The sequence below is a fragment of the Nonomuraea sp. NPDC049129 genome, assembly GCF_040648495.1.
Lineage (GTDB): Bacteria > Actinomycetota > Actinomycetes > Streptosporangiales > Streptosporangiaceae > Nonomuraea.
Genome location: NZ_JBEZDU010000007.1, coordinates 413,945 through 425,678, shown reverse-complemented (window position 1 = coordinate 425,678; position 11,734 = coordinate 413,945). Strand labels below are relative to the sequence as shown.

The following is an 11,734-nucleotide window of genomic DNA, read 5'->3' as shown; positions in this document are numbered from 1 at the left end:
GGGTCGGGCGCCGGTCAGGCCGGCCCGGCTTTGTAGCCCACACCACGGACCGTGACCACGATCTCGGGGTGCTCGGGGTCCTTCTCGATCTTCGCCCGGAGCCGCTGAACGTGCACGTTGACCAGGCGCGTGTCGGCCGCGTGCCGGTAGCCCCAGACCTGCTCCAGCAGGACCTCACGGGTGAAGACCTGGCGCGGCTTGCGGGCCAACGCGACGAGCAGGTCGAACTCGAGCGGCGTCAGGTTGATGGTCTCCTCGCCGCGCTTGACCGAGTGGCCGGCCACGTCGATGGTGATGTCGCCGATCTGCAGGATCTCCGGAGTGGGCTCGTCGGTACGGCGCAGCCGCGCCCGCACCCTGGCCACGAGCTCCTTCGGCTTGAACGGCTTGACGATGTAGTCGTCGGCCCCCGACTCCAGACCGAGCACGACGTCGATCGTGTCGCTCTTGGCGGTGAGCATGACGATGGGCACCCCCGACTCCGCCCGGATCCTGCGCGCCACGTCGATGCCGTCGGCCCCCGGCAGCATCAGGTCGAGCAACACCAGGTCCGGGCGCGTGTCCCGGAAAGCGTCGAGGGCTTTGTCCCCGTCTGAGACAAAGGATGGCTCGAAGCCTTCGCCGCGCAACACGATGCCCAGCATCTCGGCGAGAGCGGCGTCGTCATCGACGACCAGCACGCGACCTTTCATGGCCCCTCATTCGTTCTACGCATTCTGGGACATACCCGCACGATCGCTGAAGGTTACCCTTAGTTGGCCCATGCGTGGGACATGAGACCCGCAAAAGACGAGTTTTAGACTTGCATCCGCGACCGCAATCTCAGTCTGCGGTAACGGAACGACTTTCGGCCATCCTTCGATGAGATCCTTGCGCCGGAACGCCCTGGAATGCGGGCGAGTTGCGCCGGCGAATCGTACGCACGACACCAATGCCCCGCCCACCATGCCAGGATTGGGATATGTCAGACGGTCACGGTCCCTCGCCCGAGACGCCACCAGGCTGGGCTCCAGAACAGCCCCCTCCCTACGGCGCCCCGCAGACCTCGCCGTGGACCGCCCCCGGCTTCGAGCACCAACAGCCGCAGCAACCGCCACCCGGCTCCGGTCCGCAACCGCCCTATCAGCAGCCGCCGCCCGGCTACGGCTACATGCCGCACCCGCCCGCACTGCGCCCGGGGATCATACCCCTACGGCCGCTGGGGCTGGGCGACATCCTCGACGGAACGATCAAACTCATCCGGTCCAACCCCAAGGCCGTGCTGGGCCTCTCGGCGGTCGCCGCCCTGCTCGGGGCCGTCCCGATCGCGATCGGGCAGGTGTTCGCCTTCGACACCATGCGCGGCGTGCTGAACGATCCGGCCTCGGCGGAGCAGGCGGACGTGACCGGCCTGTACGGCGGCTTCATCGCCCAGTACGGCGGCGCGCTCGTCTCCTACGCGGTCAGCTTCGTCGTGGTGACACTGCTGACCGGCGTGCTGATGCGGATACTCGGCCGCGCCGTGTTCGGCGGCAAGATCTCCGCCGGAGAGGCGTGGCAGCTGACCAAGAGCCGCGTCCCGGCGCTGTTCGGCGTGGTGGGGCTGATGGCCGTCATCATGCTGGTCCCGCTGGTCGTCATCGCGCTGATCATCGTCGCGGTCATCGCGACCGGCGCGGGCGACGACTCGCCCGCCGCGGCCGGCGGCGTGCTCGTGATCACCGGGCTGCTGCTCATCCTGTACCTCGCCTACGTGCTGTACTTCAGGACCCGCTTCGCGCTCGCGGCGCCGGCCGTGGTGCTGGAGGGAAGGGGCCCCATCGATGCCCTGCGGCGCTCCTGGAACCTCGTGACCGGCGACTTCTGGCGGGTGCTCGGCATCCTGCTGCTCACCTCGCTGCTGGTCGGGCTCGTCGCGGGCATCCTGGAGGTGCCCTTCACCATCGCCGGCACCCTCTTCGGCCTGCTCGGCGAGTCGGCGGGCGCCACCGTGCTGTCCACGGTGCTGATCACCATCGGCGGCACGCTCGGCGCGATGATCACCTATCCGTTCGAGGCGGGCGTCTCGGGCCTGCTCTACGCCGACCGGCGGATGCGCAGCGAGGCGTTCGACCTGGTGCTGCAGACGGCGGCGATCGAGCAGCAGCGTCAGGGCTGGGTGCACGCCTCGGCCGACGAGCTCTGGCACCCGTCCAACTCCGCCAGGCCGTGACGCCGATCGACAGGGGGGAGGCCGCGCGCAGGGCCGCGGATGAGCTCCTCAAGCCCGGATACGAGAAGGAATCACTGCTGGACCAGGCGTACCGGCGCTTCACGCAGTTCGTCGGCGATCTCATGGACGCGGCCACGGGCGGCGGCACGACCGGCGGCATCATCTCCGCCGTCGTGATCGTACTGATCATCGGCGGGGTCATCGCGCTGGTCGTATGGCAGCTCCGCAAGACCTCGCGGGCGAACGCGACGGCGGCGGACGGCCTGTTCGGCGAGCGGAGGATGACCGCCGCCGAGCACCGCCAGGCGGCCGAACGGCTGGCCACCCAGGGCCGCTGGACCGAGGCGATCCAGGAACGGCTGCGCGCCATCGCCCGCGACCTGGAGGAGCGGGCCCTGGTCGACGGGCTGCCCGGACGCACGGCCGACGAACTGGCCGCCGAGGCGGGCCAGGCGCTGCCCGCCTTCGCCGCGGAACTGACGGCCGCCGCCCGCTCGTTCGACGACGTGACCTACGGCGACGTGCCGGGCACCCGGGAGGCGTACACCGCCATGAGCGAGCTCGACGAGCGGCTCCGCCAGGCCAGACCGGTCCCGCTGGCCGGGAGGACCCCATGAGCGTCAGGCCGGTCCCGCCGAGCGGGAGGACCCCATGAGCGCCAGACCGGTCCCGCCGACCGGGGGAACCTCATGAGCCTCGACATGCGCCCCCAGGAGACCGGCGAGTCCTACTCCACCGCCCCGACCGTGCGCTCGACCTGGCGGGCGAGCCGGATGATCGTCCTGCTCGGCGCGCTCATCGTGCTCGCCGCGGTCCTCAGCGTGCTGCTCAAACCGGACTCCCGCCCGGCCCGCCACCTGGATCCCGCCGACTCCTCGCTGTCGGGCTCGATGGCGCTGGCCGCGCTGCTGCGCGACCGCGGTGTCACCGTCGACCGGGTCGACTCGTCGGGGGCGGCCGCCGCGAAGGCGAACGGTGCCACACCGGGCGACCGGCTGCTGCTGATCACCGACGCGACCTACGCCAACACCCGCGAGCTGGCCGCGATCCAGGGCGACCGGGTGATCGTCGGCAACGTCTTCGACCTCGACGAGCTGGCCCCCGGCGTACGGCCGGAGCGGGGCAGCGCCCGCGAGCGCTCCCGCGAGCCGGAGTGCTCATTGCCCGCCGCCAAGGCCGCGGGCAGCGCGTTCATCGGCGGCAGCGCGTTCGCCGGACCGTCCGGCGCCATCGGCTGCTACCCGGCGGGCGACGGATCGACGCTGGTCAGCTACCCCAACGCGGGCGGCACCACGACGGTCCTGGGCAGCGGCGAGTTCATGACCAACCAGCGCCTGGCCGAGGACGGCAACGCCGCGCTCGCCCTCAACCTGCTGGGCTCGGCCAAGGCCGTGACCTGGCTGGTGGCGCCCGAGACGCCGCCGGTGGGCGAGCTGCCCGGCGAGGCCGGTCAGTCCATCTACGAACTGATGCCCGCGGGCATCCCCTGGGCCGTGCTGATGTCGGTCATCACGGTGGCGCTGGTGGCGTTCTGGCGGGGCCGGCGGCTGGGGCCGGTCGTGACCGAGCGGTTGCCCGTCGTCGTGCGGGCCGCGGAGACGGTCGAGGGACGCGGGCGGCTCTACCGGGCCAGACGGGCCAGGGGCAGGGCGGCCGACTCGCTCAGGGCCGGCACGATCGACCGGCTCACGCCCCGGCTCGGCCTCGGCTCCGGCTCGGGGCGGCACGAGCTGGTGGCCGCCATCGCCGTACGGACCGGCCAGGACCCGCAGGAGATCGGCGCCGCGTTGTACGGCCCGCCCCCCGCCGACGACGCCGGGCTCGTCGGCCTGGCACGCTACTTGGACGTCATCGAGAGGACCGTCAGTGAACATTGAGGAGACCGCCCACGTGCCCGGCGGTGACGCGGCCAGGGACGCGCTCAGCGCGCTGCGCGCCGAGGTGTCCAAGGCCGTGGTGGGCCAGGACGCCGTGGTGACCGGGCTGGTCATCGCGTTGCTGTGCAGGGGGCACGTGCTGCTCGAAGGCGTGCCGGGCGTGGCCAAGACGCTCATGGTCCGCACGCTGTCCGCCGCGCTCTCGCTGGACTTCAAGCGGGTGCAGTTCACGCCCGACCTGATGCCGGGCGACGTGACCGGCTCGTTGATCTACGACGCGAAGACGGCGCGGTTCGAGTTCCGCGAGGGGCCGGTGTTCACCAACCTGCTGCTGGCCGACGAGATCAACCGCACCCCGCCGAAGACCCAGGCCGCGCTGCTGGAGGCGATGGAGGAGCGGCAGGTCAGCGTGGAGGGCGACGCGCGCAAGCTGCCCGACCCGTTCGTGGTGTGCGCGACGCAGAACCCGATCGAGTACGAGGGCACCTACCAGCTGCCGGAGGCGCAACTCGACCGGTTCCAGCTCAAGCTGACCGTGCCGCTGCCACCGCGCGACCAGGAGATCATGGTCCTCGAACGGCACGCGCGCGGCTTCGACCCGCGCGACCTGTCCGAGATCAAGCCCGTCGCCACCGCCCAGGACCTCGAAGCGGGCCGCGAGGCGGTGTCGAAGGTGCACGTGGCGCCCGAGGTGCTCGGCTACATCGTGGACGTCTCCCGGGCCACCAGGAACTCTCCGTCGCTCCAGCTCGGCGTCTCACCGCGTGGCGCGACCGCGCTCCTGGCCGCCTCTCGGGCATGGGCGTGGCTGTCGGGCCGCGCCTACGTCACGCCCGACGACGTCAAGGCGCTGGCCAGGCCCGCCCTGCGGCACCGGATCCAGTTGCGGCCCGAGGCCGAGCTGGAGGGCGCGACCTCCGACGGCCTGCTCGACGGCATCCTGGCCTCGGTCCCGGTCCCGCGCTGATGGCTCTGACGGGACGCGCCGGGCTGGTGGCGGCGATCGGCATCGTGGTCGTGCTGCTGGCGCCCGATCCGGGACCCGCGGTCGCGGGCGTCTGCCTGCTGCTGGCCGCCGCGATCATCGTGGACCTGGTGTTCGCGGGCGCGGTCCGCCCGCTGCGCTTCCACCGCTCGGGCGACCGGCTGGTCCGGCTCGGCGGCCAGGCGACGGTCGAGCTGGTGGTGGAGAACCCGGGCGGCAGGCGCGTACGCGGTCTGCTGCGCGACGCCTGGCCGCCCTCCGCGGGCGCCTCACCGCGCTCCCAGCGGCTCGACGTGCCCGCCGGAGAGCGCCGCAAGCTCGTCGTGACGCTCACCCCGACCAGGCGCGGCGACCGCGAGTCCGTGGCGCTCACCGTGCGCTCGCTCGGGCCGCTCGGCCTGGCCGCCCGTCAGGGCACCCACCGGGCGCCGTGGTCGGTGCGCGTGCTGCCGCCGTTCCTGTCGCGCAAGCACCTGCCCTCCCGGCTGGCCAGGTTGCGTGAGCTCGACGGCCAGCACCCGGCCCTGGTACGCGGGCAGGGCACCGAGTTCGACTCGCTGCGCGAGTACGTGGTGGGCGACGACGTACGCTCGATCGACTGGCGGGCCACCGCGCGCCGCCACGACGTGGTCGTGCGCACCTGGCGTCCGGAACGCGACCGGCGGGTGCTGATCGTGCTCGACACCGGCCGCACCTCCGCCGGCCGGGTGGGCGACGCCCCGACGCCGATGGCCGGTGCTCAAGCCGGCGCCGGTGGGCTGCTGGTCAAGCCGGATCCCCGGCCGGTGCCGGGCTGGCCCCGGCTCGACTGGTCGATGGACGCCGCGCTGCTGCTGGCCGCGCTCGCCGCCAAGGCGGGCGACCAGGTGGACTTCCTCGCCTACGACCGGGCCGTACGCGCCTGGGTGGCCGGCGCCTCGCGCACCGAGCTGCTGTCCTCGCTGGTCAACGCGATGGCGCCGATCGAGGCGGAGCTGATCGAGGCCGACTCGCAGGGCATGGTCGCGGCGGTCCTGTCCCGGGCCAAGCGGCGCTGCCTGGTCGTACTGCTCACCGACCTCAACTCGGCCGCGCTCGAAGAGGGGCTGATGCCGGTGCTGCCGCAGCTGTCCGCGCGCCACCTGGTGCTGGTCGCGGGCGTCTCCGATCCGCGCGTGGCGGCGATGGCGGCCCAGAAGGACACGGCCGAGCAGGTGTACGACGCCGCGGCGGCCGAGCACACACAGCTGGGGCGGCGGCGCATCACCGCCCGGCTGCGCCGCCACGGCGTCGAGGTGGTGGACGCGCCCCCGGAGGACATCGCCCCGGCCCTCGCGGACGCGTACCTGGCGCTGAAGGCCGCCGGCCGCCTGTAGCCGGCCTGTGGTCGAGCTCAGGCGCTGGGGGCCACGTCCGGGGCGCGTTCGAGGTCGCCGGTCTCGTTCTGGCGCAGGGCCCGCCTGCCGAAGACGATCACGTACGCGAGGAAGGCCCCTTCGGCGAGCACCCCGATGCCCACCCGCACCGGGGTCGGCAGCCCGGACGGCGTGACGAACGCCTCGATGAGCCCTGACACGAACAGCACCCCGACCAGCCCGAGCGCCACGCTGACCACCGCCCGGCCCTGCTCCGCCAGCGCCTCGACCCGCCTGCGCGGCCCGGGGTCGATGACCGTCCAGCCCAGCCGCATGCCGACGGCCGCCGCCAGGAAGACCGCGGTCAGCTCCAGCAGGCCGTGCGGGGTGATCAGCCCGAAGAAGATGTCCAGCTTGCCGCGGGAGGCCATCAGCCCGGCGGAGACGCCGAGGTTGGCGGCGTTCGACCAGAGCAGCACGGGAATCGGCAGGCCCAGGAGGATCGCGTAGATGATGACCTGCGCCGAGACCCACGCGTTGTTGATCCACACGTGTCCGGCGAAGGAGGCGGCCGGGTTCTCCGAGTAGTAGTCGGCGAAGTCGTGCTCGACGAGCTGCGTGATCTCGTCGGGCGAGGCGATGGAGGTCTGCACCTGGGGATTGCTCGCCACCCACGCGCCGAGCACCCACGAGACGGCGATGAACGCCAGCGACGTGGCCAGCCACCACCACCTGGCCCGGTAGGCCACCACCGGGAACGACACGGTGACGAACCTGACGAACTCCCGCCAGGCGGGCGTGTGCGCGCCCGTCACCGCCGACCGCGCCCTGGCCACCAGCGCGGACAGGCGGCCGGTCAGCATCGCGTCCGCGGAGGACGAGCGGACGATCGACAGATGCGTGGACACCCGCTGGTAGAGGTCGACCAGCTCGTCGACCTCGGGACCGGTCAGGGAGGAGCGGCGTTTGATCAAGTGCTCCAATCTGTCCCATACCGGGCGGTGTGCGGTGACGAACGCATCGATGTCCACCCGACCATTGTGGCCGGTCATCCATCGGGTCAATGCCGTTAGGCTCCACGTATGTCAGAGGTTGTGACCGGTGACGCCGTCGTCGTCGAGGTACGGGTGGCCCAGATGCCGTCCCGCGCCCTGGCGCTCATCATCGACATGGCGGTCCAGATGACCGTCCTGATCGCCACGTACGTAGCATTGCAAGCGTTCTTCCTGGTCACCGACACGGCGCTGTTCGCGGCCGTGTCGATCGTGCTGCTCGTGCTGGTGATCGTGGGCTACCCGGTCATCTTCGAGACGGTGAGCAGAGGGCGGAGCCTCGGCAAGCTGGCGCTCGGGCTGCGGGTGGTCAGCGACGACGGGAGCCCCGAACGGTTCAGGCAGGCGCTGTTCCGGGGGCTGGCCGGGCTGGTGGAGTTCTGGATGTTCTCCGGGGCGCCGGCGTTGATCTCCTCGCTGGTCTCCCAGCGGGGCAAGCGGCTGGGCGACATCTTCGCGGGCACGATCGTGATCTCGGAGCGCGGGCCGCGATCCGACGGGCATCTGATCATGATGCCGCCGCCGCTGGCCGCCTGGGCCGCGACGCTGGAGCTCTCCCAGCTGCCTGAGGAGGTGGCGACGGCCGCCCGGCAGTACGTCTCCCGCTGGCACGACCTGTCGCCGCAGATCCAGCACGAGGTGGGGATGCGCATCGCGGCTCAGGTGGCGGCGTTCGTCTCGCCGGCCGCGCCGTCCGGGGTGCCGCCGCACGCGTACCTGAGCGCCGTCCTGGCCGAGCGTCGCAGGCGCGACCAGGTACGGCTGGCCCAGCGCAACGGCATGACGCCCCCGGCCCAACCTGGACCTTTCCCCCAGCCGGGGCCCTTTGCGCAACCGGGGGCGTACCAGGCGCCTCAGCCGGGGTACCAAGCGCCCTATCCGCCGACGACGCCGCCCGCTCAGCCGTACCAACCTCAGGCCGCCCAGCCGTACCAGCCGCAGGCGCCGAGTGCGCCGGAGTCGCCGCCGCAGGCGACTCCGGGTGGGTTCGTGCCGCCCCAGTAACCCGGCGGGTCAGTAGGCGTACTGGGTCTGGGTGTTGAGGACCTTCAGCCGCTTCGCAGCGGCCGGGTCGGTCCGCTGGTCGGTGATGGTCAGCACGTCCAGGCCCTTCTGGATGTCGCTGCTGTAGATGTGGCCGTTGTAGTAGTAGGCCGACCAGGAGCCGCCGAGGTTCTGGGGCTTCAGCGGGCCGCGGTCGAAGTAGCCGATCTCCGCGGGCGCCGACGAGTCGGTGAAGTCCCAGATCGACACGCCGCCCTGGTACCACGCCTGGACCATGATGTCGCGGCCCGCGACCGGGATCAGCGAGCCGTTGTGCGCCACGCAGTTCTCGTCCCCGGTCTGGTTGCGCGGGATCTTGTAGTAGCTCTTGAACGCGAGCTGGCCGTCGGTGATGTCATAGACCGCGTCCGCGCCCCGCTGGGGACCGACCGCCGCGTTGCAGGCGGCCATGACGCCCCCGCCCAGTTCGTCGGTGAAGACGACCTTGGTGCCGGTGTTGTTGAACGTCGCCGAGTGCCAGAACGCGAAGTTCTCGTCGGTGACCCTGGCCGTGACCTTCGGGTGCTCCCTGTCGGAGATGTCCATGAGCACGCCGTCGCCCATGCAGGCGCCCGCGGCCAGGTCCTTGGCCGGGAACACGGTGATGTCGTGGCAGCCGGTCGTGGGGGCGAGCAGGTCCTCCTGCTTCTCGTTGCCGCCGTCGGGGAAGAGCACCGGGCGCGCGACGACCTTGGCAGAGGTGGGCTTGCCGAGCGGCACCTTGACGATCGAGATCCGGTCGTGCGGCGGCTTGCAGTCGGGGTACGACTTGGCGGGCCCGTACGACGAGACGTACAGGTAGACGGCCGTGCTCTTCTTGCCCGGCCGCGTCTTGTCGGGCACGAGCGTGTGCGTGTGCGAGCCGCAGGCGGTCTCGATGGACTTGATGTACTTGGGCCGCTTCTTGTCGCTGATGTCGAAGATCCGGATGCCCTCCCACGCCGACTTCACGCTGGGCGTCTCGGCGTCGGCCTTGCAGGAGTCATTGGTCATCGACTCGTCCACCGACAGGAAGAGCAGGTCGCCCTGGACCGAGACGTCGTTCTGGGCGGCGGGGCAGGTGACGCGGCTGACGACCGCCGGCTTGGCCGGGTTCTTGATGTCGTAGATCGTGAAGCCGTGATAGTTGCCCTGGAAGGCGTAGTCACCCTGGAAGGCCAGGTCGGTGTCGTAGGCTTCGGAGTCCTTGAACGGCCCCTGTTTCGGGACGTTGGCGACGAGCTTGACGTTGGCGCTGGCCTTGACGCCGTCCGACGCCTGGGCCGGTAGCACCGGCAGCACCAGCAACGCCGCTCCCGCCACGATCAAGGCGCGGCCGAATCTGGACACCACGAAGGACCTCCTGGTTTGGGTTGGCACTAGCCGCATCACTATGACAGGAAAAATCAGTAACTAGGGGGCGTCGCGGCAATGATGAAGTCGGTGGGTTCGGTGCCCGTGTTCAGATAGCGGTGCGGCAGCGAGGAGTCGAAATAGCAGCTGTCGCCCGCCTCGAGTTCATGGTTGATGCCTGAGACCTCGACGACGAGCCGCCCCCGCAGCACCATCACGCACTCCTCCGACGGATGCGTCCACGGCTCGGCGGCCGACGAGCCACCGGGCAGCAGGTGCCCCTCCAGGACCTCCAGCAGTCCGCGACCCGGCGACACGCGCGTGTAGGTGATCCCGTCGGCCGGCGACTTGACCCGCACCCTGGCGTCGGCGCGAATCACCGCCACAAGGGCCGGATCCGACTCCTGGAACAGGCTGAACAGCGGCAGCCCCAACGCCTTGGCGATCTTCCGCAGGGTCTCCAGACTGGGGTCGTCCCGATTGCGCTCGACCTGGCTGAGCAACGCGCTCGGCACCCCCGAGGCAGTCGCGAGCTGCGCCACGGTGAGATTACGTTCGGACCGGAGCTCGCGAATTCTGGTGCCAATCATCCGGCGATCCTATCGATGTAGCGTGATTGAAGGTTTATTGAATTCAAGGAAATCAGCTGACAGGCGGCCCGGAATGTTACATATGTTAAACGCTGCCCAATTCCGGGCGGAGTTTCCGTCGCTGGCCGACACCGTGCATCTGGCGACTTGCAGCCAGGGCGCCCTGTCCGCCCAGCTGGCGTACTCGCTGCAGGAGATCGGCTACTCGCTCCGCGACAAGGGCGCTCCCTGGGAGGTGTGGATGGCCGAGGTCGAGTGGGCCCGCGAGCGGTTCGCCCGGCTCATCGGGGCCTCCCCCGGCGAGATCGCGGTGCTCTCGTGCGCGTCGGAGGCCGCCTTCCAGGTCGCCTCGTCGCTCGACTGGTCGAGCCGCCCCGGCATCGTGACCAACGACCTGGAGTTCCCGTCGATCGCGCACGTCTGGCTGGCCCAGGGCGGACGCGGCGCCCAGGTGCGAGTGGCCGCGGACATGGGCGAGTACGTCGAGGCCGGAGCGTACGCGCGGGTGGTGGACGAACGCGTCAACCTGGTGTCGGTCCCGCTGATCACCTACCGCAACGGCGCCCGCCTGCCCGCCCAGGACGTCGTACGGCTGGCGCACGAGCAGGGGGCGCGGGTGTTCGTGGACGCCTACCAGGCCACCGGGGTCACCCCGATCGACGTTCGCGCGCTCGGCTGCGACTATCTGGCCTCGGGCTCACTGAAGTACCTGCTCGGCCTGCCCGGCATCGCGTTCCTCTACGTGCGCGACGGCCTGGAGCATCAGCGCGACCCGGAGCTGACGGGCTGGTTCGGCCGGGTGAACCCGTTCGCGTTCGACACCCGGCTGCTGGACTTCCCCGGGGACGCGCGGCGCTTCGAGACCGGCACGCCGCCCGTGCCGTCGGCCTACGCGGCCAACGCCGGGTTCGATCTCATCGAGCGGGTGGACCCGCGGGCCGTACAGGATCATGTGTCGGAGCTCGTCGAGGAGCTGGCCGAGCGGCTGGCAGCGGCGGGCGAGCGGGTGGCGAGCCCGGCCGGCGCGCGCGGGCCGCAGGTGGCGATAGCGGACGACGACCCCCAGGGGCTGGCCGCCCGGCTGGCCGAGCGGCGCATCGTGACCGCGCCGCGCGGCGACCTGCTGCGCATGTCGTTCCACTACTACAACGACCGGTCCGACGTGGCGGCCGTCGCGGACGCCATCAGCCTCTGCCGCAAGTCCTGAGGCTCCGCCGGTACAACGGAGGCCTCAGGACTTCCGCCAGTACGGCGGAGCCGGGGGGGCTCCGCCGTACCAGGTGGCCGGATCAGTGCCAGGTGGCCGAATTTAGTGCCAGATGGCGGGAT

Annotated in this window: 11 protein-coding genes; 7 read left to right on the top strand and 4 right to left on the bottom strand. The window is 71.0% G+C overall.

The features are described 5' to 3' along the window. Positions 1 to 14: 14 nt before the first annotated feature. Positions 15 to 692 carry an MtrAB system response regulator MtrA gene (gene mtrA / locus AB0B64_RS24705; RefSeq protein WP_043620615.1) on the bottom strand — a complete coding sequence of 226 codons (678 nt, stop codon included), beginning with the start codon at positions 690 to 692 and terminating at the stop codon, positions 15 to 17. Between the two features lie 269 nt (positions 693 to 961). Between mtrA and AB0B64_RS24700 the strand changes: the two genes are divergently transcribed. The 5 genes from AB0B64_RS24700 to AB0B64_RS24680 all read left to right on the top strand — a co-directional run bounded on the left by AB0B64_RS24700 (position 962) and on the right by AB0B64_RS24680 (position 6,408). Then, positions 962 to 2,191, top strand: a complete 1,230-nt coding sequence (locus AB0B64_RS24700) for a glycerophosphoryl diester phosphodiesterase membrane domain-containing protein (RefSeq protein ID WP_358179857.1) — start codon at positions 962 to 964, stop codon at positions 2,189 to 2,191. Then, positions 2,188 to 2,808, top strand: a complete 621-nt coding sequence (locus AB0B64_RS24695) for a DUF4129 domain-containing protein (protein ID WP_357949088.1) — start codon at positions 2,188 to 2,190, stop codon at positions 2,806 to 2,808. The genes AB0B64_RS24700 and AB0B64_RS24695 overlap by 4 nt, the downstream gene beginning before the upstream one ends. A 72-nt stretch (positions 2,809 to 2,880) precedes the next feature. After that, positions 2,881 to 4,068 carry a DUF4350 domain-containing protein gene (locus AB0B64_RS24690; RefSeq protein ID WP_358179854.1) on the top strand — a complete coding sequence of 396 codons (1,188 nt, stop codon included), beginning with the start codon at positions 2,881 to 2,883 and terminating at the stop codon, positions 4,066 to 4,068. Further along, positions 4,058 to 5,035, top strand: a complete 978-nt coding sequence (locus AB0B64_RS24685) for a MoxR family ATPase (protein WP_357949082.1) — start codon at positions 4,058 to 4,060, stop codon at positions 5,033 to 5,035. The genes AB0B64_RS24690 and AB0B64_RS24685 overlap by 11 nt, the downstream gene beginning before the upstream one ends. Beyond that, entirely contained in the window at positions 5,035 to 6,408 is a 1,374-nt protein-coding gene (locus tag AB0B64_RS24680; RefSeq protein ID WP_357949079.1) for a DUF58 domain-containing protein, read from the top strand. The genes AB0B64_RS24685 and AB0B64_RS24680 overlap by 1 nt, the downstream gene beginning before the upstream one ends. A 17-nt stretch (positions 6,409 to 6,425) precedes the next feature. Here the strand turns inward: AB0B64_RS24680 and AB0B64_RS24675 are convergent, their stop codons facing one another. Then, a complete protein-coding gene (locus tag AB0B64_RS24675) occupies positions 6,426 to 7,418 on the bottom strand; it encodes a stage II sporulation protein M (protein ID WP_358179851.1) in 993 nt (330 codons plus the stop codon). A gap of 51 nt (positions 7,419 to 7,469) precedes the next feature. Here AB0B64_RS24675 and AB0B64_RS24670 point away from each other — a divergent pair, with 51 nt between their 5' ends. After that, positions 7,470 to 8,444 carry an RDD family protein gene (locus tag AB0B64_RS24670; protein WP_358179848.1) on the top strand — a complete coding sequence of 325 codons (975 nt, stop codon included), beginning with the start codon at positions 7,470 to 7,472 and terminating at the stop codon, positions 8,442 to 8,444. Positions 8,445 to 8,453: 9 nt separating this feature from the next. On the opposite strand, the gene AB0B64_RS24665 is transcribed toward AB0B64_RS24670, so the two are convergent. Beyond that, on the bottom strand, positions 8,454 to 9,815 hold the full coding sequence (locus AB0B64_RS24665) for a hypothetical protein (RefSeq protein WP_358179845.1): 1,362 nt from the start codon (positions 9,813 to 9,815) through the stop codon (positions 8,454 to 8,456). A 53-nt stretch (positions 9,816 to 9,868) separates the two neighbouring features. After that, on the bottom strand, positions 9,869 to 10,405 hold the full coding sequence (locus AB0B64_RS24660) for an XRE family transcriptional regulator (protein WP_357949068.1): 537 nt from the start codon (positions 10,403 to 10,405) through the stop codon (positions 9,869 to 9,871). Positions 10,406 to 10,487: 82 nt separating this feature from the next. On the opposite strand from AB0B64_RS24660, the gene AB0B64_RS24655 reads away from it, so the two are divergent. Beyond that, positions 10,488 to 11,612 (top strand): aminotransferase class V-fold PLP-dependent enzyme, encoded by a 1,125-nt coding sequence (locus tag AB0B64_RS24655; protein WP_357949065.1) that lies wholly within the window; start codon positions 10,488 to 10,490, stop codon positions 11,610 to 11,612. Positions 11,613 to 11,734 lie beyond the last annotated feature (122 nt).